A 24,458-nucleotide genomic window follows, 5' to 3' on the forward strand; every position below is an offset into this window, starting at 1 on the left:
TAACGACAAGAATTGACAACATAAAAATATATAAAGAAGCACAATGAAAAAGATTGCATTACTTTTAGCCGCGACACTGGCACTTGCAGTGAGCGCCAGCGCCCAGAAGTTTGCCTTCATCGACCAGGAATATATCTTGAAGAAAATCCCAAACTATGAGATGGCAAACGAGCAGTTGAACCAGATTTCACAACGCTGGCAGAAGGAAGTGGAGGCCCTCGAGAAGGAGAGCGACACCATGTACAAGCAGTACCAGAGCGACATGGTGTTTCTCACCGACGAGCAGAAGAAGAAGCGCGAGGCCGACATCGTGGCCAAGGAGAAAGAGGCCTCACAGCTCAAGTACAAGTACTTCGGGCCCCAGGGCGAGCTCTTCAAGAAGCAGCAGTCGCTCATCAAGCCCATACAAGACGACATCTACAACGCCTGCAAGAAAGTGTGCGAGGAGCGCGGCTTCCAGGTCATCTTTGACCGCGCCAGCATCCAGGGCGCCATCTACGTGTCGCCGCGCATCGACGTCACCGACGACGTAATTGCCAAGCTGGGCTATTGAGAGACAGGCCCACACTCACACAAGATCACAACTTAAAAACAATAAAACACATAAAAAAATCAGAAAGATTATGCTTAAGAAAATTTTACTTGTAGTCGCAGTTGCTGCCCCCATGTTCATGTCGGCCCAGGCCGTTAAGTTCGGCGTGATCAACCCGCAAGAAATCGTCAACGTGATGCCCGACTATGCCACGGCGCAAAACACCATCAAGACGGTGAGCGACAAGTATCAAACCCAGGCCAAGGCCCTGCAAGACGAGTACGACAAGAAGATGCAAGAATACCAGGACCTGACCAAGGCCAAGGCTACCGAAGCCCAGCTCGAGGCCAAAGGCAAGGAGATTCAAGACATACAGACCCGCTTCCAAAACTTCCAGCAGACCGCCCAAAGCGACCTGCAGAAACAGCAGGAGACCCTCATGGCCCCCATCGAGCAGAAGCTGAACAATGCCATCCAGAGCGTGGGTGCCAAGGGCGGCTACACAGCCATCTTCATGGAAGGCGCCCTCATGTACAAGGGTTCCAACCTCGAGGACGTGTCGGCCAAGGTGAAGGCCGAGCTTGGCATCAAGTAACGGCCACTCAAGGTAAATAAGACACAAGATGACAACACAGCCAGGAGATGCAACACATGCAAGCGCATCTTCTGGCTTTTTTATCCACAGCCGCATGGCAAGTGAGGGGCGGTAAAAGGAAAAAAATTAGTACCTTTGCCGCAAGATAACGACACAAAACCGTATTCACACTATGACAGCAATAAAGACAGCAATCATTGCGCTCGCAGCCGCCGCGCCGCTGTGCCTGGCAGCACAGAGCAAGGTCGCCACCGTCGATGTCGAGGCCGTGTACAACGCCATGCCCGAGAAGATGGAGGCCGAGGCCCAGCTCAAGGCCGTGTCGCAGCAGTACAAGGCCGAGTATGAGAGCGTGCAGAAGGAATTCAACCAGAAGTATGCCGACTACCAGGCCCTCGACCCCGGCACCCCCTCGACCATCAAGGAACGCCGCATGCAGGAAATACAAGAAAGCGACAAGAAGATACAGGCCTTCTTGAAGCAAGCAGATGCCGACCTGGCCAAGCGCGAGCAGGAACTCAACGCTCCCATCAAGGCCAAGATAGCCCAGGCCATCAAGACCGTGGGCAGCGAGGAGGGCTACACCTACATCATCGACTCGAGCAAGGGCACCATCGTGTATGCCGGTGCCGACGCTGTCGACGTCACAGCCAAGGTGAAAGCAAAACTCGGGCTACAATGAGTACAATTGTTTTAACACTTGAGGCGTGTAATGTTTAAAAACTGTGGCATTTAGCACAAATTAATCGTTTTAACATTGTTAATTTTAAAATTGTAGCTAATTTAGCGCCCAAAATAAAAGAAACAAGATCGACGACAATGAAAAAGAAATTAGCCCTCATGCTCATCGCCATGCTCTCGATTGCCGGCATGGCTCAGGCCCAAGACAAAGCCGCCCAGCCGCAAGAGGCGACCGAGCACGACGCAACCGAACCCCTGCCGAGCGAGTTCTACGGCTGCACACTCGACATCACCAAGCAAGGCGACGTGAAGAAGACACTCGAGTCGCGCAAGCTCGACGTGATCGACTATGAAGACGCCTATGTGGTGCAGAACGCCGCATTCAAGGGGTTCAACTTCAGCGCCGTCATGTTCCAGTTTGACAAGAAAAACGTGTTCACGAGCATCACCTTTCTCAACAGCGACCTCTCGCGCGACGAAGCCGTGAACTTTGCTCATGCACTCTACAGCGTGCTCAACGAGAAGTACACCCTCATCAAGACCGTAGTCAACGGCCTCGACTGCTACTTCACCAGCAGCAACAACGTGACCATGGTGCTCTCGACCGAGCCCAGCGGCGAGCGCTACTTTGTGCGGCTGGTCTACGAGGTGGGCACCCCCGACCTCAAGAGCACCCAGACCGATGCCAACGCCACCGTCACTGCCCAGTAGAGCAGCAGCAACAGCAACCACAGCGGAGCCATGCCAAGCCACAATGCAACTTGACGTGGCTCCGCTGTGGTTGTGGAAAAAATCACTAAATTTGCACTTGAGCCATCCTACAAGGCTCTCAACACATCAATCAAAAAAAAGGAAACCTGAACGAAGATGGATATTACAGTAAAAGACTTCATGAAGATGCAGCCCAACAACCCCAAGGTGACCGAGGCCGACAAGTTCTACATGCGCATTGCCCTGCGACTGGCGCAGCTGTGGGACAACAGCCACCGCTTTGTGAACCTGCCCGAGGGCACGCGCAAGGCGGTGGTGCTGGCTGTGACGGGCTACTACCAGGACGTGATAGCCGATGCCGGGCTGTGGCGCTCGTTTGTGATGATGCACGAGCGGCTCTACGGCACTCCCCTGCCCTTTTACAAGCGTGCCGACGACTATGTAGACTACGAGCTCAATGTCGACGACCTGCGCTTTGTGATATGGTACACCATCGAGGGGCAACGCTATGAGAACTTCACCCTCTCGCCGCTCGACCCGGCCATCGAGTGGCTGGCCCGCCTCTTCTACAAGGTGCTCGACCAGAACTATGAGACGGCGCCCAACCCGGTAGAATACAACCTGGCCGTGGGTGTCGACCCCGACGATGTGGCCGATGCCAATGCCATCTACGACTTGAGCCACTGGTTGTTCTACGACAGCTACCTCATGAAGCCAGCCGCCAAGATAGCCCTGGCCCGCCACTTGATAGAGGCCCGCGACATCATCGAGAGCAAGCCTCGCGACCTCGACGGCAAGATACACGACCTCGAAGACCGCACCATGCTCAACAACCCCACCGGGCCGCTCTCGCTGAGCGTGGGCGAGTGGATAGCGATGATAGCCGCCGGCAAGTGGCCGCAGCTCGACCGCCACCCCGCCGATGCCGCGGCACAGCCCCACAAGCTTTACACGGCCTTCATCGCTGCCAACGGCGGCAGCGACATTGCCTTCTTTGCCAGCTACGACGAGATGGAGCAGTGGATGGTCGACCACATGGGCTGGTCGAACGCCGAGGGCGACATCATGCCGCAGCTGCGCAAGTATGCCAACTTTGTGGTGCTGGTCAACCGCAACCGCGGCATGCTCATTGCCCACGACGTGGCCCAGTATATCGCCCACCCGGCCAATGCCCTCTACGACCGCGAGGCGGCCGCCCGCGAGGGTCACAAGCTGGTGACCGAGCAGGGGCGCTGCCCCGTCGACCTGGTGAAATATGCCTTCACCCACCGGCTGCTGCCCGACGCCGCCCTGCCGGCCGACGACACCGGCCGCCTGTTGCACGACAACTGGGACTTCTTGCTGCGCCTCTACCAGCAAGGCTACTACAACGACTAAGCCCCCTGCCACCGCCATAGGACAAAAAAAACACAACATCGCCATGCCCGACATTAAACCCTGGCTGCTCCAGCGTGTCTAAGAGAGAAAAACAAAACGCGACATGCAGGAACTGCCACGGCACGTTGCTGCACATGAGTAGAATCAATCATTTCTTTTACACTTAATCGAAGCAACAATGAAACTCAAAGGCTGGATTCTTGAAGCAGCCATTCTGGCTGCCGGAGTCATTGTAATGGGACTGTGCCTGAAAACGGGCATCGACAACTATGTGAACAAAGACCGCAAGGTGACCGTGAAGGGACTCTCGGAACGCCAGGTGAAGGCCAACCATGTGACTTGGCCCATCACCCTGAAGGAGACCGGCGACGACCTGCAAGAGCTGCACATGGTGATGAGCAGCAAGAAGGCCACCGTGCTGCACTTCTTGGAAACCAACAATGTGAACGCGGCCGACATTGCCGTGGCACCGCCCACGGTGAGCGACCAGAACACCAACAACTACAGCGGCAACGAAAAGAGCGGCCGCTACACCATCACCCAGGTCATCATCGTGTCGAGCAAGCAGGTCGACCTGGTGCGCAGCATCATCAACCGGCAGGGCGAGCTCATGGGGCAAGGCGTGGCCCTGATCAATGCCTCGAGCTACGACGACACGGGCGGCGGGGTCACCTACGAGTTCACCACGTTTATGAAGATGAAGCCCACCATGATGCACGAGGCTATCTCCAACGCCCGCAGCACCGCCGTGCAGTTTGCCAAGCAGTGCGGCAGCGAGCTGGGCAAGATAGAAACGGCCAACCAGGGTGAGTTCTCGATCGACGACCGAGACAGCAACACGCCGTGGATCAAGACCCTGCGCGTGGTCACCACCGTCACCTACGCGCTCAAGGACTGACGCGCCCCCCCTCACCCGGGGTGAAGAGGCCCATACCGAAACAAAGCAGATGCGCCGCCATGGCAGTGCATCTGCTTTTTTATTTGTGTGTGTGTGACGCGGTGGCCGGGATCCAGCCCGGGCGACGCGCGTTAATAGTTGAATATCTCTTCGGTAGTGAGGCGCTTCACGGTGCCCAGCTTCTCGAGGGCTTTCATGTCGATGTTTTTCTCATCGCCCAGTATCACATAGCGATACACCTTGTGGGCCATGTTGCGCTGCTCAAAGTCGACCACATCTTGCAGGGTGAGTGTCGGCAGGGCCTCGTACACGGTCTTGTCGAGCGGCTGGGCCAGGTGGTGCTCCTTGGCCTGATAGATGTAGTTCCACAGCACGCTCGAGCGGGTCACGCGCTTGCTCTGCAGGCTCTTGGTAAGGCTCTGCTTGGCAATGCCAAAGGCCGACTGGCTCTGCGGTATGGTGTCGAGAATCTGGTTGAAGACCTTGATGCAATCCATCATCTTGTCGTTTTGAGAAATGATGTGGGTGAAATAGGTCATGGGGTGTCCCACCTCGGGATAGAAGTCGTAGTAAGCATAGGCATTGTAGGCCAGGCCACGGCTCTCGCGCAGCTCCTGGAACACGATGGTGTTCATGCCGCCGCCAAAGTACTTGTTGAACATTGCTGCCACCGGGGCGGTAGCCAAGTCGAAGGTGCGGCCCGTGTTGTGATACATGCGCATGTAGATGTTCTTGGCCTCGTAGGGGGCCACCAGAATCTCGGTCGTGGCCGGATTGGGCTGCTCGGTGTAGGGCTTGCCTTGCGGCACGGGGGCAAGGTGCTTGGGCGTCTTGTGGTACTTGGCCAGGCAGCTCGACAGCTCCTTGACGGTCATGGGACCGAAGTACACCACCGTGTGCTGCATCTTGTCGAACGTCTTGAGCCCGTCGACGAGCTTCTGCGGGTCGAGTGCGCGCAAGTGGGCTACAGAGAAAATGTTGCGGTTGGCATTGTAGGGCCCGTACACGCCATAGCTGGCCAGAACGCTGAAGTTGGCTCGCTGGTTCTTCTTGTTGTCGTCGCGGTTCTTCTCCACTGCGTTCACATAGGATGCATAGCTTTGCGGCGTGGCCTTGGCGTGGTTGAGCACGTCCTCGAGCAGGGCCAGGGCCTTGGGCATGTTCTCCGACAGACCGCTCAGCGAGATGTAGGCCTTGTCGACGCTCACGCTCACGCTATAGTTGCAGGCGAGCTGGTAGAACGCTTGCTTGACCTGGGCAGCCGTCTTGGTGGCAGTGCCTATCACGTCGAGATAGTCGGCGGCATAGGAGAGCTCTTTGTTGTCCTCGGTACCGAAGTCGTAGTAGAACCACAGGTTGAAGAGACCGTCCTGGCAGTTTTGCTTGTACACGAGCGGCAGGCCGGCGCTGGTCTTGGTGTCGGTCACATCGCGCTTGTAGTCGACAAATTGCGGCTCGATGTCGGGCACCTTAGTATTTTTCACCTCGTTGAGGAAGGGGCTCGAAAGGTCGCGGTTGGCCGGAATGGCCGTGATGGCAGGCTTGTCGATTTTCTTGAGTGTGGTGTCCTCGCCCTGGCGCTTGAACACGGTGGCATAGTCGTTGCCCAGGTAGCGGGTGGCAAAGGCCATGACCTGCTGCTTGGTGATGCCCTCGAGGCGGGCGATGCGGTGCACCACGCTCTCCCAGCTCTTGCCGTTGATGAAGGCGTCGACCATGGCATTGGCGCGGGTCGAATTGCTGAGCAGGCCCTTGTAGTAGTTGAGCTTCATGTTGCTGATGTAGGACTTGATGAGCTCGTCGGGGAAGTCGCCACGCTTCAGCTTGTCGATTTCGGCAAGCAGCAGCGAGCGCACTTGCTCAAGGCTTTGGCCCTTGTTGGGGGAGCCCTCAAACATAAACGTGCTGTAGTCGTTGAGGTCGCTGACAAAGCAGCCTGCCCATTGCATCTTCATGTCCTGGTTCAAGTCGAGGTCGATGAGGCCGGCCTTGCCGTTGTAGAGCAGGCCCGAGATGAGACTGAGCGTGTCGCACTGGGGCGAGGAGGCACCCGGCAGGCGCCAGCCCATCATCAGGTATTCCGACTCGATGCCGTATACAGTGGTATCGACCGGTGCCGTGATGGGGCGCATGGGGGCATACTCGGGGCGCGATAGCGCGGGACTCGGGGTCCAGGAGCCAAAGTAGCGGTCGATGGTGGCGATGACCTTGTCGGGGTCGAGGTCGCCGGCCATGCAGATGGCCACATTGTTGGGCACGTAGTAGCGCTTGAAGTAGTTTTTGATATTGGTGATCGAGGGATTCTTCAAGTGCGCCTGGGTGCCAATGGTGGTCTGCGTGCCGTAGGGGTGCGTGGGATAGAGCAGGCGGTTGATGGCGTCATAGCTCTTTCGGCCATCGTCGGCCAAGCCTATGTTGTACTCCTCATACACGGCCTCGAGCTCGGTGTGGAAGCCGCGTATCACCATGTTCTGGAAGCGGTCGGCCTCGACGCGGGCCCAGTTGTCGACCTCGTTGCTGGGTATGTCCTCGACATAGCAGGTCATGTCGTTGCTGGTATAGGCATTGGTGCCCTGCGCGCCTATCGACGACATGAGCTTGTCGTACTCGTTGGGAATGTTGTAGCGGGCAGCGAGTTGCGACACCGAGTCGATCTCGTGATAGGCCTGGCGGCGCTGTGCCGAGTCGGTGAGGGTGCGGTAGTGCTCGTAGCGGCGCTCTATGTCGTCGAGATAGGGTTTCTCGGCGCTGTAGTCGGTGGTGCCGAAGCGCTTGGTGCCCTTAAACATCAAGTGCTCCAGGTAGTGGGCCAGGCCAGTGGTCTCGGCAGGGTCGTTGCGGCTGCCGGTGCGCACAGCGATGTTGGTCTGGATGCGGGGCGTCTCCTTGTTGACGCTCAAATACACCTTCAGCCCGTTGGGCAGGGTGTAGATGCGTGTGCCCGAGGGATCGCCTGGCACCGTCGAGTAGGTGTAGGGCGGGGCAGCAAGTGCCGAGCCGGCTGCCATCAAGGCAGCCACAGCCAGCATGATGATTTTTTTGTTGCGTTTTCTCATTGCAAAGGTTTTTATAAATTGGTGAATAATGTATTTTAAATATAAACAGTGAGTGCAAGTGTTGCAAAGATAAACCTTTCTACACATTATTGCAACAATTTATCATATATATTGGCTTGTTGAGCGGTGCCCAAGGCCGGGCGAACAAACGAGAGCTGCCTCGCACCTGAAACGGTGCTGAGGCAGCTCCTTGTATATAAATCTCATTTTGCCTGACTCAGGCCTTGTGCAGCTCGCTCTACACGAGGCCGCGGCCGTGGCAGTTCTTGTACTTCTTGCCGCTGCCGCAGGGGCAGGGGTCGTTGCGTCCTATCTTGGGACCCACATGCACAGGGGCTGTGGGGCGCTGGGCCTGTGGGTTGCGGCTGGCCGACTGGGCAGCTGCCTGGTTGGCTCGGCGGGCTTCCTCCAGTGCGTCGTCGCCGCGGTTGGCATTGTAGCGCTGGCGCTGAGCGTTGCGCTCGGGCTCGGGTGCACGCTGCACGCTGTCGGGGTCGCCGGCGCTCTCGGGAATGGCGCCACGCATCAGGGTCGACACAGCCTTGTTGTTGAGGTCGGCCAGCATGCCCTCAAAGAGGTGGAAAGCCTCCTCCTTGTAAATGACAAGAGGATCCTTCTGCTCGTAGCTGGCATTCTGCACGCTTTGGCGCAGCTGGTCGAGCTCGCGCAGATGCACCTTCCAGTTCTCGTCGATCGAGAGCAGCAACACAGCCTTCTGCCAGGCCTTGGCCAGCGACTTGCACTGGCTCTCGTAGGCCTCCTTGATGTCGACCACGATGCCAAACAAGCGTCGGCCGTCGCCTATGGGCACGCGTATGAGACCCGTGGGCGTCTCGGCACCGCTGGCCCGTTGCTGGTCGACGATGTTGCTAATCACGGGGTAGGCCACATCGCACAGGCGCTCGGTCTTGCGGCGGAAACCTGCCACGACCTCGTCGTAGAGCTTGTCGACGCGCTCGCCGGCATCCATCTTGCGGTACTCGTCATCGCCAAATTGGGGCTCGATGGCGAAGGTGGTGAGCACCTGCATCTTGAAGTCCTCGTATTCCTCGTCGTTGAACTTGTTGACTACGTCTTCGACAGCCTCGTAGATGGTGTTGATGATGTCGATGCCTATGCGCTCACCCATGAGTGCATGGCGGCGACGGGTGTAGATGACCTTGCGCTGGGCATTGACCACGTCGTCATACTCGAGCGTGTGCTTGCGAATGCCGAAGTTGTTCTCCTCGACGCGCTTCTGAGCATTCTCGATGCTCTTGGTCACCATGGGCGACTCGATGGCCTCGCCGTCTTTCAAGCCCAGGCGGTCGAGCAGTTTCACCGTCTTCTCGCCGGCAAAGAGGCGCATGACCTTGTCTTCAAACGAGACGAAGAACACCGAACTGCCCGGGTCGCCCTGACGGCCGGCACGGCCGCGCAACTGGCGGTCGACGCGACGGCTCTCGTGGCGCTCGGTGCCTATGATGGCCAAGCCGCCAGCCTCTTTCACAGCCGGCGAGAGCTTGATATCGGTACCACGGCCAGCCATGTTGGTGGCAATGGTGACCACGCCCAGGCCGTTCTCGTCCTGCTGTCCGGCCTGTGCCACGATGTCGCTTTCCACAGCGGTGCGCTCGGGCTTGGCGTTGAGCAGCTGGTGAGGGATGTGGCGCAGCTTGAGCATGCGGCTCAGCATCTCGCTCACGTCGACCGAGGTGGTACCTACCAGGCAGGGGCGGCCGGCGTTGCGCATCTTCTCAATCTCATCGATCACAGCGTTGAACTTCTCCTTGGCCGTCTTGTAGACGCGGTCGGGCTGGTCGTCGCGTATCACGGGTTTGTTGGTGGGAATGGTCACCACGTCGAGCTTGTAGATTTCCCAGAACTCGCCCGCCTCGGTCTCGGCCGTACCGGTCATGCCGGCAAGCTTGTGATACATGCGGAAGTAATTCTGCAACGTGATGGTGGCAAACGTCTGCGTGGCGGCTTCCACCTTCACGCCCTCCTTGGCCTCGATGGCCTGGTGCAAGCCGTCGCTGTAGCGGCGGCCCTCCATGACACGGCCCGTCTGCTCATCGACGATTTTCACCTTGTTCTCGTTGTCGACGATATACTCCTCGTCGCGGTTAAACAAGGTGTAGGCCTTGAGCAGCTGTGTCACGGTGTGCACGCGCTCGGCCTTGAGCGAGTAGTTCTGCAACAGCTCGTCGCGCTTGGCCACTTTCTCGTCGTCGGACAGTGGCATGTTGGTCACCTCCGAGAGCTCGGCGGCGATGTCGGGCAGCACAAAGAACTTGGGGTCGTCGGTACCCTCGGTGAGCACGTCGATGCCCTTGTCGGTGAGCTCGACAGTGTTGTTTTGCTCGTCGATGATGAAGTAGAGCGGATCGGTCACGATGTGCATGTCGCGGCTGTTGTCCTGCATGTAGCGGGCCTCGGTCTTGAGCATGGCGGTCTTCACGCCCTCCTCAGAGAGGAACTTAATGAGTGGCTTGTACTTGGGCAATCCCTTGAAAGCACGATAGAGCAGCAGCACGCCCTCCTCGGCCTCCTTGGGGTCGTCGCTGCCCATCTTCTTGCGGGCATCGCTCAGGAGCGAGGTCACCAAGCGGCGCTGAGCCTCGTAGACGCGTTGCACATTGGGTTTGAACTGGTCAAACATCTCGTCGCCCGTCTTGTTGGGCACAGGGCCCGAAATGATGAGGGGCGTGCGGGCGTCGTCGATGAGCACCGAGTCGACCTCGTCGACGATGGCAAAGTTGTGGCTGCGCTGCACGAGGTCTTCGGGCGTCATGGCCATGTTGTCGCGCAGGTAGTCGAAGCCAAACTCGGCGTTGGTGCCGAAGGTGATGTCGCAGTTGTAGGCAGCACGGCGCTCGGGCGAGTTGGGGCGGGTCTTGTCGATGCAAGCCACGCTCATGCCGTGGAACTCATAGAGGGGGCCCATCCACTCCGAGTCACGCTTGGCCAGGTAGTCGTTGACGGTGACCATGTGCACGCCGTTGCCGGCAAGGGCGTTGAGAAATACAGGCAGCGTGGCCACCAGAGTCTTGCCCTCGCCAGTGGCCATCTCGGCAATCTTGCCCTGATGAAGCACAATGCCGCCTATGAGCTGCACGTCGTAGTGCACCATGTCCCACGTGACCTCGTTGCCGCCGGCCATCCAGTGGTTCTGGTAGATGGCCTTGTCGCCCTCGATGTGCAAGAAGTCCTTGCCCTGGGCGGCAAGCTGGCGGTCGAAGTCGGTGGCAGTGACCTCGAGGGTCTCGTTCTCGGCAAAGCGGCGGGCGGTGTCCTTGACGATGGCAAACACCTCGGGCAGCACCTCGTTGAGCTTGTCCTCGATGCGGTCGAGCACCTCCTTCTCGAGCTTGTCGATTTTGTCCCACAGAGGCTCGCGCTGCTCGTAGTCGAGGGTCTCGATCTCGCTCTTGATGCGGGCAATCTCGTCGCGCTGTGGCTGCACATACTGTGCTATCGACTGGCGTATTTCTTGTGTGCGCTCACGCAGCTGGTCGTTCGACAGCTGGGAAATCTCGGGATAGATAGCCTTGATTTTGTCGAGCGTGGGCTTCAATTTCTTCACGTCGCGCTCGCTCTTGCTGCCGAATATCGACTTTAAAATTCCATTAAGATTCATATTGTACTATAGTTTCTTGTTTTATCTTTTTTTCAAAACTCACCGGGCGGTGTCTCACTGCCCGCCATGCGAAAACACACACACGGACATGGGGCAACCCCAATGAGTTGCAAAGTTACTAAAAAATGTTTGGATTGAATAAGTTGGTGTATATGAATTTAAATGGAATAGCCCGGGGCCCTTATCTTGATGGGGCTTGCGGCGACGCCCGGCGTGCTCGGCGCGCACACCGGCACTTGCAACGCCGCCACCGGCGCTGCCCACACCACATAGCCCAGCTCGGTGCAGCAGGCGCTCGAGGCCTGGTGGGCACAGTGGTGGGCAACATGTTTCTTGGTCTCTTGCTTGAGTTGCGACGACTGCTGGCGCAGCAGCCTGTTGAGCGCTTCCTGGCCGGCGCGGTCGCTCATGAGCTCGTTGTAGCTGGCACGCAGGCGGCAGGCAATCTCCTCCACCTCGTGCCGGGGCAGCTGCACCTCGACAGTGGCCACTGCCGAGAGCACCACCATCGATGCTACTATCGAGGTGAGCAGGCGATTGATTTGACTATTGTGAAGCATTGTTGCGGTTGAGCATTACATAGTTGAACGAGCGCAGCACTATCACCAGCATGAGCGGGTAGAAAGCGATGTTGAAATGTTGTGGCAAAAATGGTGCCACAATCATGAACACTGCCATTTCAACCAGCATGGCCCCGTGCAGCCACAGCAGGGGCTTGCGCCACCTGGGCACCCACACCATCACCGCCGGCAGCAGGTAGAACGGGTGCAGCCACAGGCCGTCGAGGTTGGGCGAGGTCGACTCGTGGGTGGAAACAAATATCAGGAAATACACAATGCAGCCTGCCAGGCCATAGGCGAGAAAGAGCACGCTGTCGCACAGGCGCGACAACCTGCCACGCCGCAGGTCGCGCCATGTGGCATAGCACACGGCCGCCAGCAGCAGCACTGCCAGCGCGAGCGGCGTGGCCCACCAGGGGGTGGGCGGCAACACCGTGCCCTGGTCGCTGCCAGGGTTGAGCACGCGCGTGGCCGTGACCAGCGGCTCCTGGCCGCCGCCTGGGCGGTCGACCGTGGCTGACGCCACAGCACTCATGAGATGCATGGGAATGAACAGCTTCTGCCGGTAGCTGATGACCGTGTCGGCACTGAGCCCCAGGGCCAGGTCGATGCCGAAGGCCTCCCACGGGTAGTTGCCGTTGTAGTGCGACATGATGTCGCGGTAGGTCTCTTGTTTCTCGCCCGCAGCGATGTGGTAGTGCAGCGACTTGCCCAGCACCCGCTCGATGATGTCGCGCGGCCGCGTGGCACAGTTGTCGCTCAAGAACTTGTAGCGGTAGGTGGCATTCTGCGGCAGGCAATTGAGAGCAAGCAACTGGCGCACCTGCCGGGCCTGGTCAGCAGTGAGGTTGAGCACCTGTTCCACCACCTTGCGCCCCGAGCCCATATACTCCCTCAGGGCCACATAGCCCGGCAGGCCGCCGCACATGTAGTCGGTGTGGCCAGCCACAAAGCGGTATACAAAGTGAGGGGCGTTGAAGTCGAAGAGCCCGTAGTTGTAATAGGTGTCGCTCAAGCTGTCGGTCACACGCAACTCGGTGTGGCCGTAGATTTCATAAAGATTGCTTCCTGGATATATCGTGACCAGGCTCACCTGCACATCGCCAGCGCGGGCAACCCCTGCCGTGCTCACCTGGGAGACTGCCAGCAGCGATTGAAGTGCCAAAAAGAGCGACAACAGGTATACCTTACAAGATTGCTTCACTTCGAAATAAACAATATTTCATTCAAAAACCATTTCCTTGCCAGTATTTCAAATGGCAACTAAAATGGTCTAAACGACCTTATTTTTCGCAAAATTAAGAAAAAAGTGCAATTAGACCAATTTTTTTTGAAATTAACGCTCCAGAATTGTTGTTGTTTTCAAGAAATGTGTTATCTTTGCAGAGCAAAACAATTAGGACAGCAATATAAATATTGCACTTTTCTATACAGATTCTATTCATAAAATTCAAAAGTCCCACTCGTGACGAGCAGGGCTTTTTTTTTTATTACCCTTTCGCTTGCCCGCACCCAGGCCACCCAACATGCCCAAATCACACAGGCGTGCCACTGCAACATCGCGCGTGCACGCGCACAAAAAACCGACCGTGTCATCACGACAAAGCCGGAATTCATAACTCTTATTTAAATTACCAATTTTGAATACTAAAAAAATGAATTCTAAGATTTTTTCTGCTACAAAAATAAGCACAATACTCTTTTTTGGGTAGGTCTAAATGTCGAATAAACTGTTCTATTTTAGAACAGCTTGTTTACATTAGAAATATCTAATAAATTGATACCGTTTTTATTAGAAACTTCTAATCTTCCAGGCGCCGATTCTCAACCAAGTCCATGCCCGATCTCTCCAACCATGGCGGCATTGCACGAAAAAAAATCAGCCCTGTCGTCGCGACAGAGCTGAAAAGCAAAAACTACATTATAATTTACTTACTGCTTAAAAAAGTCTATCTTAAAATAAAAAAAACATATGTACAAGTACTCTTAAAATCCTAAAAACTATCGTTGCCACTTTGGGGGTCGCGTGCCACTCACATGAGAGGCGCACATCGAGCATCGTCCAAGACAGGGATCCTCGCTGGCCGCCAAAGACTCGTGGCAGCGCTGCTCTCCTGCCCCGCCACCGCTGCAGTCGCGCTGCTGTGTGATAGCACATCGAGCCATCATGCGCAGCAACAACGCAGGGCAAAAGCCTGCTCACCGGTGTGCAGCCCGCCTCGACGGCCGTGGAACCAAGGCTCGCACAAGTCCTCTCGGCAGCTCACCAGTCGACTACAAATATACATGAACTTCTCATTTATCTCAACACCAATGCATAAAATCGCCTGTTTTTTAGTCATATTTAATGTTAGTAAATCTTCATTATTATTTATCAACATATTTTTAGGATAAAACCTATAGGTAGCTCTACCACAACAAAAAAATGTCCACAACCCAAGCCGAGACACGAGCTATTTTTACCATATATATGAGTATAAATACATAAATTATAAGAAAAAGACATGAATACAGCCAAAATTATGGATTGAAAGAAAATTTGATGCACTTAAGATTTTATTAACACCGAAAATAGCAGGCATGGTCAATCCATGAAAGTTTAATGAATGTTAATTTTGTCGTAAAACGATAAATAGATATTGTTTTTTAATATCATCTTCTTAATTTTGCATCAACACATAAACAAAATAAGACAATCGAAAGATGAACAGCAACAAAAAGAAGATACTCACCAGTGCCTGCTATGCCGTTCTGGTGATATTGGCAGGATGGGCAGTGCTCGTTTTATTACAGTTATTGCGGTGGACCGACCTCATAGACATAAACATAGGGCTGGGCTCGCAAATAGGCCGCTTGGCCTGGGCTGCCGACTTGAAAGCGCTCACAATACAGCGTGTGGAGATCATAGGCTACATGGCGTCGTCGCTCGTGCTGATAGCATTGGCATTTATTCTTGTGGTGAATTGCATGAAAGGAATCAAGTCGAAGAGGCTGTTCTCGCACAAAAGCACGATCACGCTGTGGGCTATCACGTGTGTAAGCTTCTTTTTCGAACTTTTCTCGTCCAACCTATCCATTCTTTTCGGCAGCAGGCAGATCAGCTTCGGCAGTAACCTGATAGTAACCCCGCTGATACTCCTGCTATTCACATTGCTCTACGACACAGCCGTGAGCATAGCCGCCGAAAACGAACTCACAATATAATAGAAGCACGCGATATGATCATAGTAAATTTGGACGTCGTGATGGCAAAGCGAAAAGTGTCGTTGAACGAGCTTTCGAAACTCGTGGGCATAACCACAGCCAACCTGTCGATACTGAAGACCGGTAAAGCCAAGGCAATACGGTTTTCAACACTCAACGCAATATGCCACGTGCTCGGCTGTGAGCCTGGCGACATTCTGGAATATAGAAGCGACAACGAAGCACAGCCATGACAGCCCACGCACTACACATCGCTTTTTGTCTCTTGCTTTTCGGCTCAAGCGAGTGCTGGGCTCAAGGCGAGAGCGATTCTGTCTCGGTCGACAGCATTGCCCAAACCCTGCCCGACGTGCTTGTCGAGGGCGAGCGCCCCATAGCCGTTGTGCATGGCAGCGCTATAACCTACGATTTGCCTCGGCTGATTGAGAAAAAGGGAGTTAGCAATATCTATGATGCCATCAAAGAACTACCTGGAGTGACCGAGACGGGTGAAACATTTCAACTGGCCAACCGAGATGTCACCATCTCGCTGAACGGGAAAGTGCTCTCGCTCACAAGCGAGCAGGTGGCCCGGCTACTGAAGAGCCTGCCGGCAAGCCGAATTGAGAAAGCCGACGTGATGTATTCGGCACCAGCCAAGACACAAGTGCGAGGTGCCTTAATAAACATACGGTTAAGGAAAGAGACCTCGAGCGGTGCCCCGCTTGAAGGAGAGGGTGTTGTTGCCTGCAACATGCAGCACAATGCCAAGTATGGCGAGCGAGCCTCGGTGCTTTATAACAGAGGCAAGTTTTCCCTCGACGCCATGTATCTTCACAGTCATGGCAAGGACTACCAGCTTACCGAACAAGAAACCCACCACAAGCTCAACGATGGTAATGTTTACGATATAAAAAACGCAGAACAGCGCTCTACCAAGCTGTTCGGTCACGACTACCGCATAAGTGCAGAATACGACTTTGCCGACAATCACAACATATCGTTCTCCTATCAAGGGAGCTACAACCACAGAGACATCGACCAATTGTATACCGGGAGCATATATGGCTACACGCTCTCCAACCACCGCACCTGGCTTCACAATGCCCGTCTCGACTATCAGGCTCACTTTGGCCTCAAGGCAGGAATAGAAACAACCTACTACCATGACCCTGAAAATCAACACCTGAGCAGCACCACACCCACCCAAAGCCTTAGCTTCACAGTTGAAAACGACCAGCGTGTAAACACGTGGCGCTACTACCTGTCGCAAGAGCACCAGCTGAAAAACGACTGGAACTTGGACTATGGCGCATGGTACAAGCAGGCGGTCAACCACAGCCGGCAGGCCTATCGCCAGTCAAGCAGAATAAGCTACCTGCGCCAAACCGAAGACGTGTTTAATGTGTATGCCGGTTTTGGCAAGAATTGGAACAACCGTCTTGTCCTTGATGCCTCGCTGGCTGCCGAGTACTATCATTCCCCACAATGGCATGAGTGGAACCTGTATCCCACAATCAATCTAACCTATGTGCCCAATCCTTCAAACGTGTGGGTACTCAGCCTGGCAACAGAACGAGAGTATCCTGAATATTGGGCAATGAACAACTTTACCGTTTATAGCAATGGCGGATATGATGAAATTACGGGCAACCCCTATATAAAGCCAGCCAAGCAGTGGGCTGCCAACCTGATATGGGTGCTGAAAAACAAACATCAATTTGTGGCTTTTTTCAATCATGTGGACAACTATTTTGTACAGACACCCTACATGCGTCCCGATCAACTCGTAAAAACTTACAAGGTTTTGAATTTGAACTATCAGCAGCAAGCAGGACTTCAGGCTGTATTGTCACACAAGTTTGGCTCTTGGCTCGATTCCCGTCTCACGCTCACAGGCGTGTGGATGCGTGAGAAGTGTGACGACTACTACGACATTCCGTTCGATCGCTCAATAATCATGGGGATAGCCAAGATGAGCAATGTTGTGACCCTTAGCTCCAAGCATGGCTTGACAATGACAGTCGACGGCATGGTGCGCAGCAAGGCACACCAGGCAATCTACGACATGCCAGGGTCAGGCAACCTCGACTTGGGAGTGAACTGGCAGTTTTGGCACAAGCGTGCCACCATTCATGTGTTTTGCAATGATGTTTTCAAGACATCGGCCATCAACCCTCACATAGATTACAAGGGGCAGTGGCTCCACATGAACTTCGGCTGTTATCGCCAGCTCGGCATTTCACTCACTGTAAAACTCGGTGGCTATAAGGCAAAAAAAGGAAAAACCGTCGACACGTCACGGTTCCGGAAATAGGAGACAGAATTCCACATTCCTTCTCGGCCCCGACAGGGGAATTGTGTGCCTACTTGCCCTCACCTATCGCCGTGCCGCCAGGCGTGGCAGGCTGCTGCGGCTGTTTGTTCTGTTTTTTGGGCCACTTGTCGCCCTGCAGCGGGATGGTGTAGTAGAGGCTGAACGAGAAACCCCACCGGCGGTCGCGCGGCCCGAAGCCGGGCACATACCAAGGGCGCGAACTGGAGTTTTTCTTGTAGTTGAATATGCCCTGGTACTTCACTTGCCACCCTGCCGAGATGTTGCGCCACACGTTCACGCGCAGGCCAGCAAGGAACTCGCCCCACAAGGCATGGCTGCTTTGGTCCTTGATGGCAAAGGTGTAGTTCTCGCCCCAGTAGGGATTGGAGTAGTCGATGGCCGTGATGTCGTAGTTGAACGTTGAGTAGCCCATGCGCAGCCCCAGCACCACTTGGTAGCGCGGGTCGCTCTTAAACATCATGTTGTAGTTGGCCCCCAGGCGCACATAGGGCGAGAGCTTGCCCTTGTAGGTAAAGTTCATGTCGTCGGGCCTATCCTTGGCATAGCCCAGTCCCAGCTCGAGCACCGGCTGCAAGCGGTTCCACATGTTGAGCGTGGCACTCACGTCGAAGCTACAGTACTTCTGGCCAAAGAGCTTGAGCACCGGGTCGAGGATGTTAACCCCCACCGTCACATCGGTGAGCTTGGGGTAGCGCGGATACACGCGCTTGAGCGAGTCGCGGCGCAGCCGGGCACGGGCGGCAGCCGTGTCGCCGCTCAGGTAGTCCTGCACCACCTCCTCCTTGGTGCCCTTGGCGGGGCGCAGCACCTTGTTGGTGCTGGGTTTCACCGGCGTCACGTGGCGCTGGCCAGCGTCCTGTGCCTCGAGCGCAAAGCTGGTGAGCAGCACAACGACTGCAATCATATAGAGCCTGAACTTCATCAATTTTTCATAAAGATTTTTATCGACGTGCGGTCTTGGTTGGTGATGTGGGGATAAACGACAACCACCGAGTCGATGCGGTGAGTTGTATAGTCAACGCGTGAGATGTCGAAGAAAAACATGGCTCCGCAGTCGCGCGAGACAAAGGTGGGCACCGCCTGGCAGGCCAGTGTGACCGTGTCGGGGGCAACAGCGAGGCTGCTCTTGTAGGAAAACACAAATTGCGACTGCTGCACCGTAGAGCGCAGGGGCAGGTAGAGCTGGCTCACACTTTGCCCGGCAGCCAGCACGCTGTCGCCTGGAGCACCCAGGCCGCGCACCGTGAGGCTGTCGACCGTGGCAAGGGCGCCCGTGCCACTGTTGTAGAACTTGGCCAGCGGCACGGCGCTGCCGTTGTCGTAGCAGCCGTCGCTCGTGCACGAGCCCATGCACGCGATGCAGGCCGCCAGCAATGTGGCAGTAAGCAAGCTACTGGTCAAGCCCGATTTCTTGTGATATCTCATAATGGTTGCGGTCGGAAGAATGCCTGATCAAGAGTTCGCCCAGGAAGCCCGACATGAAGAGCTGAGTGCCCAGCACCATGCAGGTGAGCGCAATGTAGAAGTAGAGCGAGTCGCTCACAAAGAAGGGATGCTCGGTGTGCAAGTAGTACAGCTTGAGGATGAGCAGCACGAGCACTGCCACAAAGCCCAGCAGAAACATGAGCGAGCCCATGAGCCCAAAGAAGTGCATGGGTTTCTTGCCAAACTTGGTGAGGAACCACAGCGTGAGCAGGTCGAGATAGCCGTTCACAAAGCGGTCGAGGCCAAACTTTGACGAGCCATACTTGCGGGCCTGGTGGTGCACCACCCGCTCGCCTATGCGGGTGAAACCTGCATTCTTGGCCAGGTAGGGAATGTAGCGGTGCATGTCGGCATACACCTCGATGTGCTTCACCACCTCGCGGCGGTAGGCCTTGAGCCCGCAGTTGAAGTCGTGCAGGTTGTGGATGCCGCTCACCCAGCGCGCCGTGGCGTTGAAGAGCTTGGTGGGTATGGTCTTCGACTTGGGGTCGTAGCGTTTCTTTTTCCATCCGCTCACCAGGTCGTAGCCTTCTTGGGTGATCATCTTGTAGAGGCCGGGGATCTCGTCGGGGCTGTCCTGCAAGTCGGCGTCCATGGTGATGACCACGTCGCCCTGTGCACGCTGGAAGCCCGTGTTCAGGGCAGGCGACTTGCCGTAGTTGCGGCGGAAGCACACCCCCTTGATGCACTTGTTTTTCTCATGCAGCTGCTCTATCACTTGCCACGAGCCGTCGGTGCTGCCGTCGTTGATCATGAGCACCTCGTAGCTGAAGTTGTTTTCCTTCATCACGCGCTCGATCCACTGGGCCAGCTCGGGAAGCGACTCGGCCTCATTGTACAAGGGAACTACTACTGATATATCCATTATATAATATTATGATATTGATACTGTCTGTTTTCAAAAAAAAAAACATCACTCGGCGCGGTGGTCCAGTTGCTGCCCAAGCGGCACCTTCTTGACCACCAAAGCCACAACGGCGCTCAAGAGGCTGCCCACAAACGACCATAGCCAGAATGCCGAAAACACCATCTCGATGGGCCGCGGCAGCATGTTGCCGCTCACCACACGGGTGAGCATGGCCGCCGTCTCGCGCGACTGCGGGTCGCCCGCTGCGTTGTAGAAGGCTATGCCTCGCTGGGCCATCTCGTAGAAGTAGCCTGGCCGCACAAATTGGAATATCGCCCAGGTGACCAGCCCGGTGATGAGCGAGGCGCATATCATGATGAGGATGCCCAGCATCCACAGACCCGAATACTCGGTGAAGCCATACTCGGCGACAAACATCTTGCGTTGAAAGTAGTAGAGCATGCACGGCAGCATGAGCAGCATGGCCATGACCACGACCACCAGCCAGGGCAGGCGGTCGGCATAGATGAGGGCGGCAGCCATCACACTCATGAAGATACCCATGGGCACTCCGTCGTTGGCCGCACGGCGATACAAGCTTATGTAGGTTTCAGCCATCGATGCGCTTTTACAACTCTACAAAGATACTTCAATTAAGAAGCACTACAAAATGAAAAGCGATTTTTTCGGCTTTTGGCGCTCGGCACAAAGCCGGTGGGGTGTGAAATAAAAGAGCCACCTCAACGTTGATAAGATAGATCAACACATTTCACACATGCTCACATCGAACGCAAACATGACAATGAGAAAAACGATAGTCGCCACCCTGGCTTGCCTGCTGCTTGCAGGCGGATCGGCCCAAGCCCAGCTTAACGTCAACAGACTTGTTAAAAAAGCCAAGCAGGCCGTCGCCAGCACAGCCTCGCAAGTCAAGACCAAAGTGAAAGACGCCGTCGACGACAGCGGCAAGCCACTGAGCAAGGTGGAAAACGCCGTGGCCACTGGCATACAGAAGACCAAGCAGGCGGTAATGAACGTTGACGAGACCACCGTCAACGGCCACAGCTACACCTCGCTGGGCGACTTCAAGCCCGAGCAGTACGACCGCACAGCCACGGGATGCGTGAGCTTCAGCCACGTGCCCACAAGCTACGAGGAGTGCGACAGCCTCTACACCCGTTTTCTGGGCACAAGTGCCCAGGGTGCGGCAAGCATGATGGTGATGGCCCTGGCCATCTACGAGCGCGACCCAGCACTGGGCGAGAGATGCATCAGGCTCATCGCCACGCCGCAATGCGCACAGCAGGTGCTCGAGGCTTGCTCAAGCGGCCTGCCGGCCTACCAGGCGGCAGCCTGCCTCAAGGGCGCCGGTCAGGCCAACGGCTACCGGCCAAACACCCCCTACACTGTAGAGTTCAACGCCAGCGACCGCGTGAATGTGAAGACGGGCGACAGCTACACGCTCTATATCGACCTCAACAGCAAGGGCTGGCAAGAGCACCGGCGCACGGTTGCAGTGTGCAAAACTCCCCACAGCCTCTACAAGGTACAGGATTGTGAATCGCTTGTCGCTCCCTGCCTCAAGCCCCAGGCCGGCACGAGCACGGCGCCGTTGCAGTGACGCGCACACGAGGCTACAGGTCGAAGAAATCAAAGAAGAACAACAGCGCGGCGCTGCGCCGGTTGGAGGCCGAGAGCTTGCCCAAGCAGCGCCCCAGGCTGTCGCGCACCGTGCCGTCGCTATCCATCCTGCCCAGGTAGCGGCCCTGGCCGTCGCGGGCCACGCGGTCGTGCCCCAGCTTGCCCAAGTAGCGGCCCTGGCTGTCGCGCACCGTGCCATCGCTGCCGATGCGGCCCACACAGCGCCCACAGTCATCGCGCACCGTGCCGTCGCTGTCTATCCTGCCCAGGTAGCGGCCCTGACCGTCGCGCACCGTGCCACTGCGCTCTATCCGGCCTTTGTTTGTTCCCATAGCATCGCGCACCGTCTGTCCCGAGACGGCAACAGAGCCACACACAAGAGCGGCCGCGAGCACAAGCATTGCAATAATCTTTTTCATAGCATGTGTATAAAACATTGTTCTTATTATATTGTGACAGCCAAACATCAATTATGTTTAAAGCGGGTCCACATTTCACCGCCATAATTTTGAATAATTTATATTTTGCGCTACTTTTGCACAGTGTTTTGAAGATGAAACGGGCATTGTACATATTCACAGTCATGCTTGCGCTCGTGCTCAGCTACTTGGGCACCGAGAAGCACATGACGACCCCCGTATGTGCCCAAATTGAGAGCAACACCCACAACGGCGAGTCGCAACACAAGCACCAGCCAGGCCAGCTGCGCGACCACAACCCTATCGACCGCGAGGCCACGGGCACGGTGATTGCCGAGTCGCAAAACATCATGCGCATATGCAACAGCCGCCCGCAACGCACGCTCTCAGGCAGCTGCGCCCGCAGTGCACGCGTCACGGGCCAGAGCGCACTCTCGACCTCAACACATGTCACTACAGGCATGTCACGGCTGTCTCGAGGCGAGACAGCGCCATTCAGCACGTCCTCGGCCAGCGACTACTATGTAATTGCCCTGAGGCGCTTGTTGTGTTAGCCACCAGTATCTTTTGAGCAAGGCACCCCCTGGTGCCACCCTCTTCTCCCGCCCCGCGGGCCAGCGTCATGTCGCACACTTGCGGCAGGCAAGGGCCCGGCGAGCAAAACCAATTCACACTCAACATCAACAAAAGATACTCAACAACACAACAATCATGGCAAGTATAAAAAATCTCCAGATGGCCGACACGGTCCTCTCCAACCCCAATGTAGAATATCGCAAAGGCTTCATGGGCCTGGGCTCCAAAGCCATCTACCGCCCCACTGGCAGCCCCATCGCAGCACAGGTGCTCGACTACACGGCCGACATGGGCCGCAAGCTGCTCGACGTGATGGCCTGCCAGCCCCAGGAACTCGACAAGAAGCTGGACAGCGCCACAAGCATCGCGCCCACACAGATAGGCAACAATCACCTTGAGCTGTGCCTGAGTCGCGACCACCAGTTTGCCGCCTTGCAGCTGTTCACCTTTGCCGACCTCGTCTTCAAGCCCCTGAGCGAGGTGAAAATCTACACGGGCCATGCCGCCCAGCTCATAGCCAAGCTATTTTAACTATTAACCACCAATAAAAGAAAATGTCAACATTAACAATTGCAATTGTAGTCGTGTTTGTCATCGGTTATGCCTGCATAGCCCTTGAAAGCGTGACTAAAGTGAACAAAGCGGCCGTGGCCCTGCTCATGTTTGTTGCCTGCTGGGCACTCTACATGGTCGACCCGGCCAGCTACCTGCCCGGCACAGCCGCTGCCGAGATTCTGGGCAAGGTCAACTCCATCATCGAAGCCCACCTGGGCAGCACATCGACCACACTGTTTTTCCTGATGGGCGCAATGACCATTGTCGAGATTGTGGACCAGAACGGCGGCTTCAACTTTGTGCGCAAGGCATTGCACACCGAGTCGAAGCGCGCCCTGCTGTGGAAGATTTCATTCATGGCCTTTTTTCTGAGCGCCATACTCGACAACATGACCACCACCATCGTCATGATCATGGTGCTGCGCAAGCTGGTGGCCGACCACAACGACCGTCTCATCTACGCCTCGCTGGTGGTGATTGCTGCCAATGCCGGCGGTGCATTCTCGCCCATAGGCGACGTGACCACCATCATGCTGTGGAACAAGAGCCTCATCACCTCGGCCGGCGTCATCAAGGAGATATTCATTCCCTCGGTCATTGCCATCGTGGTGCCAGCCATCATCCTGCAATTTTCGCTGCACGGCAAGCTGGCCGCTGCCGGCGGGCCAGCGGTGAACAGCGAGAGCAACGCCTTCACCGACAGGCAGCGCAAGGTCATCTTCTTCCTGGGTGTGGGCGGCTTGATATTTGTGCCCATCTTCCGCTATCTCACCAACCTGCCCCCCTTTGTGGGCATCCTGCTCGTGCTTGCCCTGCTGTGGGTCACCACCGAGCTCTTCTACCGCCACCTGCGCGGCAAGGAGGAGAAAGGATCCATGAACAAGCGCGTGAGCAACGTGCTCTCCAAGATCGACATGAGCACCATTCTGTTCTTCCTGGGCATACTCATGGCCGTGAGCTGCCTTGAAGAGGTGGGCGTGCTGGGCGCCGTGGGCAAGTGGCTCAACCAGGTGTCGGGTGGCAACCACTATATCGTGACCGGCACCATAGGCGTGATATCGAGCATTGTCGACAATGTGCCCCTGGTGGCAGGCTGCATGGGCATGTATCCGCTGGCGGCCACGGGCGACTTTGCCGTCGACGGCATCTTCTGGCAGCTGCTGGCCTACTGCGCCGGCGTGGGCGGCTCGATGCTCATCATTGGCAGTGCCGCCGGCGTCGTGGCCATGGGACTCGAGAAGATAAGCTTCGGATGGTACATGAAGCACATCAGCTGGATCGCCTTCCTGGGCTACATTGCCGGCATATTCAGCTATTTCCTGCTACGCACATTCATCTTCTAAATATATAAGCATCTTACTTTTTCGGCCCGGGGCTGCCCCGGG

Annotated in this window: 23 protein-coding genes; 13 read left to right on the forward strand and 10 right to left on the reverse strand. The window is 56.0% G+C overall.

What is annotated here, in order from left to right:
• Positions 1-43: 43 nt before the first annotated feature.
• From GF423_RS03895 to GF423_RS03920, 6 genes are all read left to right on the forward strand, one after another.
• On the forward strand, positions 44-553 hold the full coding sequence (locus tag GF423_RS03895) for an OmpH/Skp family outer membrane protein (protein WP_154327148.1): 510 nt from the start codon (positions 44-46) through the stop codon (positions 551-553).
• Positions 554-623: 70 nt separating this feature from the next.
• Positions 624-1,127 carry an OmpH/Skp family outer membrane protein gene (locus GF423_RS03900; protein ID WP_154327149.1) on the forward strand — a complete coding sequence of 168 codons (504 nt, stop codon included), beginning with the start codon at positions 624-626 and terminating at the stop codon, positions 1,125-1,127.
• Positions 1,128-1,299: 172 nt separating this feature from the next.
• On the forward strand, positions 1,300-1,809 hold the full coding sequence (locus GF423_RS03905) for an OmpH/Skp family outer membrane protein (RefSeq protein ID WP_154327150.1): 510 nt from the start codon (positions 1,300-1,302) through the stop codon (positions 1,807-1,809).
• A 137-nt stretch (positions 1,810-1,946) separates the two neighbouring features.
• Positions 1,947-2,519 (forward strand): hypothetical protein, encoded by a 573-nt coding sequence (locus GF423_RS03910; protein ID WP_154327151.1) that lies wholly within the window; start codon positions 1,947-1,949, stop codon positions 2,517-2,519.
• A 156-nt stretch (positions 2,520-2,675) separates the two neighbouring features.
• Entirely contained in the window at positions 2,676-3,896 is a 1,221-nt protein-coding gene (locus GF423_RS03915) for a DUF3843 family protein (protein ID WP_154327152.1), read from the forward strand.
• A 178-nt stretch (positions 3,897-4,074) separates the two neighbouring features.
• On the forward strand, positions 4,075-4,794 hold the full coding sequence (locus tag GF423_RS03920; protein ID WP_154327153.1) for an SIMPL domain-containing protein: 720 nt from the start codon (positions 4,075-4,077) through the stop codon (positions 4,792-4,794).
• A gap of 131 nt (positions 4,795-4,925) precedes the next feature.
• Here GF423_RS03920 and GF423_RS03925 read toward each other — a convergent pair whose 3' ends face one another.
• The 5 genes from GF423_RS03925 to GF423_RS03945 all read right to left on the reverse strand — a co-directional run bounded on the left by GF423_RS03925 (position 4,926) and on the right by GF423_RS03945 (position 13,722).
• Positions 4,926-7,850, reverse strand: coding sequence for a M16 family metallopeptidase (locus GF423_RS03925; protein WP_154327154.1), 2,925 nt, complete (start codon positions 7,848-7,850; stop codon positions 4,926-4,928).
• A 238-nt stretch (positions 7,851-8,088) separates the two neighbouring features.
• Positions 8,089-11,469: a preprotein translocase subunit SecA gene (secA, locus tag GF423_RS03930; RefSeq protein ID WP_154327155.1), complete on the reverse strand. Its 3,381-nt coding sequence runs from the start codon at positions 11,467-11,469 to the stop codon at positions 8,089-8,091.
• Positions 11,470-11,627: 158 nt separating this feature from the next.
• Entirely contained in the window at positions 11,628-12,029 is a 402-nt protein-coding gene (locus GF423_RS03935) for a hypothetical protein (protein WP_154327156.1), read from the reverse strand.
• Positions 12,016-13,233 (reverse strand): lipoprotein N-acyltransferase Lnb domain-containing protein, encoded by a 1,218-nt coding sequence (locus GF423_RS03940; protein WP_154538230.1) that lies wholly within the window; start codon positions 13,231-13,233, stop codon positions 12,016-12,018. The genes GF423_RS03935 and GF423_RS03940 overlap by 14 nt, the downstream gene beginning before the upstream one ends.
• Before the next feature lie 246 nt (positions 13,234-13,479).
• The gene (locus tag GF423_RS03945) at positions 13,480-13,722 is read right to left on the reverse strand and encodes a hypothetical protein (RefSeq protein WP_154327158.1); all 243 of its coding nucleotides are present in this window, start codon (positions 13,720-13,722) and stop codon (positions 13,480-13,482) included.
• A gap of 1,010 nt (positions 13,723-14,732) precedes the next feature.
• On the opposite strand from GF423_RS03945, the gene GF423_RS03950 reads away from it, so the two are divergent.
• Genes GF423_RS03950 through GF423_RS03960 form a run of 3 tightly spaced genes read left to right on the forward strand, consistent with a single transcriptional unit; the run spans position 14,733 to position 17,529 of the window.
• Positions 14,733-15,233 carry a hypothetical protein gene (locus GF423_RS03950; RefSeq protein ID WP_154327159.1) on the forward strand — a complete coding sequence of 167 codons (501 nt, stop codon included), beginning with the start codon at positions 14,733-14,735 and terminating at the stop codon, positions 15,231-15,233.
• Between the two features lie 14 nt (positions 15,234-15,247).
• Positions 15,248-15,466: a helix-turn-helix domain-containing protein gene (locus GF423_RS03955; RefSeq protein WP_154327160.1), complete on the forward strand. Its 219-nt coding sequence runs from the start codon at positions 15,248-15,250 to the stop codon at positions 15,464-15,466.
• Positions 15,463-17,529 (forward strand): outer membrane beta-barrel protein, encoded by a 2,067-nt coding sequence (locus GF423_RS03960; RefSeq protein ID WP_154327161.1) that lies wholly within the window; start codon positions 15,463-15,465, stop codon positions 17,527-17,529. The genes GF423_RS03955 and GF423_RS03960 overlap by 4 nt, the downstream gene beginning before the upstream one ends.
• 49 nt (positions 17,530-17,578) lie before the next feature.
• Here the strand turns inward: GF423_RS03960 and GF423_RS03965 are convergent, their stop codons facing one another.
• The 4 genes from GF423_RS03965 to GF423_RS03980 are packed head-to-tail and all read right to left on the reverse strand — an operon-like array spanning position 17,579 to position 20,500.
• Complete coding sequence (locus tag GF423_RS03965; protein WP_154538228.1) at positions 17,579-18,472, reverse strand: DUF6048 family protein; 894 nt, start codon at positions 18,470-18,472, stop codon at positions 17,579-17,581.
• Positions 18,472-18,975, reverse strand: coding sequence for a DUF6452 family protein (locus tag GF423_RS03970; RefSeq protein ID WP_154327163.1), 504 nt, complete (start codon positions 18,973-18,975; stop codon positions 18,472-18,474). Before GF423_RS03970 ends, GF423_RS03965 begins: the two co-directional genes overlap by 1 nt.
• On the reverse strand, positions 18,941-19,900 hold the full coding sequence (locus GF423_RS03975) for a glycosyltransferase family 2 protein (RefSeq protein ID WP_154327164.1): 960 nt from the start codon (positions 19,898-19,900) through the stop codon (positions 18,941-18,943). Before GF423_RS03975 ends, GF423_RS03970 begins: the two co-directional genes overlap by 35 nt.
• A 48-nt stretch (positions 19,901-19,948) precedes the next feature.
• Positions 19,949-20,500 carry a DUF4199 domain-containing protein gene (locus tag GF423_RS03980; protein ID WP_154327165.1) on the reverse strand — a complete coding sequence of 184 codons (552 nt, stop codon included), beginning with the start codon at positions 20,498-20,500 and terminating at the stop codon, positions 19,949-19,951.
• Positions 20,501-20,684: 184 nt separating this feature from the next.
• Here GF423_RS03980 and GF423_RS03985 point away from each other — a divergent pair, with 184 nt between their 5' ends.
• A complete protein-coding gene (locus GF423_RS03985) occupies positions 20,685-21,503 on the forward strand; it encodes a DUF6935 domain-containing protein (RefSeq protein WP_154327166.1) in 819 nt (272 codons plus the stop codon).
• Positions 21,504-21,516: 13 nt separating this feature from the next.
• On the opposite strand, the gene GF423_RS03990 is transcribed toward GF423_RS03985, so the two are convergent.
• Entirely contained in the window at positions 21,517-21,942 is a 426-nt protein-coding gene (locus GF423_RS03990) for a 5-fold beta-flower protein (RefSeq protein ID WP_154327167.1), read from the reverse strand.
• 134 nt (positions 21,943-22,076) lie between these two features.
• On the opposite strand from GF423_RS03990, the gene GF423_RS03995 reads away from it, so the two are divergent.
• The 3 genes from GF423_RS03995 to nhaD all read left to right on the forward strand — a co-directional run bounded on the left by GF423_RS03995 (position 22,077) and on the right by nhaD (position 24,416).
• The gene (locus GF423_RS03995) at positions 22,077-22,496 is read left to right on the forward strand and encodes a DUF8440 family protein (RefSeq protein WP_154327168.1); all 420 of its coding nucleotides are present in this window, start codon (positions 22,077-22,079) and stop codon (positions 22,494-22,496) included.
• A gap of 157 nt (positions 22,497-22,653) precedes the next feature.
• Entirely contained in the window at positions 22,654-23,049 is a 396-nt protein-coding gene (locus GF423_RS04000; RefSeq protein WP_154327169.1) for a hypothetical protein, read from the forward strand.
• A gap of 23 nt (positions 23,050-23,072) precedes the next feature.
• Complete coding sequence (gene nhaD / locus GF423_RS04005) at positions 23,073-24,416, forward strand: sodium:proton antiporter NhaD (protein WP_154327170.1); 1,344 nt, start codon at positions 23,073-23,075, stop codon at positions 24,414-24,416.
• Positions 24,417-24,458: the final 42 nt, after the last annotated feature.

Source organism: Sodaliphilus pleomorphus (assembly GCF_009676955.1).
GTDB lineage: Bacteria > Bacteroidota > Bacteroidia > Bacteroidales > Muribaculaceae > Sodaliphilus > Sodaliphilus pleomorphus.

Excerpts from the sequence above, each read along its gene's own strand:
- GF423_RS03895 (WP_154327148.1), top strand. The coding sequence starts at position 44 with ATGAAAAAGATTGCATTACTTTTAGCCGCGACACTGGCACTTGCAGTG.
- GF423_RS03900 (WP_154327149.1), top strand. The coding sequence starts at position 624 with ATGCTTAAGAAAATTTTACTTGTAGTCGCAGTTGCTGCCCCCATGTTC.
- GF423_RS03905 (WP_154327150.1), top strand. The coding sequence starts at position 1,300 with ATGACAGCAATAAAGACAGCAATCATTGCGCTCGCAGCCGCCGCGCCG.
- GF423_RS03910 (WP_154327151.1), top strand. The coding sequence starts at position 1,947 with ATGAAAAAGAAATTAGCCCTCATGCTCATCGCCATGCTCTCGATTGCC.
- GF423_RS03915 (WP_154327152.1), top strand. The coding sequence starts at position 2,676 with ATGGATATTACAGTAAAAGACTTCATGAAGATGCAGCCCAACAACCCC.
- GF423_RS03920 (WP_154327153.1), top strand. The coding sequence starts at position 4,075 with ATGAAACTCAAAGGCTGGATTCTTGAAGCAGCCATTCTGGCTGCCGGA.
- GF423_RS03925 (WP_154327154.1), bottom strand. The coding sequence starts at position 7,850 with ATGAGAAAACGCAACAAAAAAATCATCATGCTGGCTGTGGCTGCCTTG.
- secA (WP_154327155.1), bottom strand. The coding sequence starts at position 11,469 with ATGAATCTTAATGGAATTTTAAAGTCGATATTCGGCAGCAAGAGCGAG.
- GF423_RS03935 (WP_154327156.1), bottom strand. The coding sequence starts at position 12,029 with ATGCTTCACAATAGTCAAATCAATCGCCTGCTCACCTCGATAGTAGCA.
- GF423_RS03950 (WP_154327159.1), top strand. The coding sequence starts at position 14,733 with ATGAACAGCAACAAAAAGAAGATACTCACCAGTGCCTGCTATGCCGTT.
- GF423_RS03955 (WP_154327160.1), top strand. The coding sequence starts at position 15,248 with ATGATCATAGTAAATTTGGACGTCGTGATGGCAAAGCGAAAAGTGTCG.
- GF423_RS03960 (WP_154327161.1), top strand. The coding sequence starts at position 15,463 with ATGACAGCCCACGCACTACACATCGCTTTTTGTCTCTTGCTTTTCGGC.
- GF423_RS03965 (WP_154538228.1), bottom strand. The coding sequence starts at position 18,472 with ATGAAGTTCAGGCTCTATATGATTGCAGTCGTTGTGCTGCTCACCAGC.
- GF423_RS03970 (WP_154327163.1), bottom strand. The coding sequence starts at position 18,975 with ATGAGATATCACAAGAAATCGGGCTTGACCAGTAGCTTGCTTACTGCC.
- GF423_RS03975 (WP_154327164.1), bottom strand. The coding sequence starts at position 19,900 with ATGGATATATCAGTAGTAGTTCCCTTGTACAATGAGGCCGAGTCGCTT.
- GF423_RS03980 (WP_154327165.1), bottom strand. The coding sequence starts at position 20,500 with ATGGCTGAAACCTACATAAGCTTGTATCGCCGTGCGGCCAACGACGGA.
- GF423_RS03985 (WP_154327166.1), top strand. The coding sequence starts at position 20,685 with ATGAGAAAAACGATAGTCGCCACCCTGGCTTGCCTGCTGCTTGCAGGC.
- GF423_RS03990 (WP_154327167.1), bottom strand. The coding sequence starts at position 21,942 with ATGAAAAAGATTATTGCAATGCTTGTGCTCGCGGCCGCTCTTGTGTGT.
- GF423_RS03995 (WP_154327168.1), top strand. The coding sequence starts at position 22,077 with ATGAAACGGGCATTGTACATATTCACAGTCATGCTTGCGCTCGTGCTC.
- GF423_RS04000 (WP_154327169.1), top strand. The coding sequence starts at position 22,654 with ATGGCAAGTATAAAAAATCTCCAGATGGCCGACACGGTCCTCTCCAAC.
- nhaD (WP_154327170.1), top strand. The coding sequence starts at position 23,073 with ATGTCAACATTAACAATTGCAATTGTAGTCGTGTTTGTCATCGGTTAT.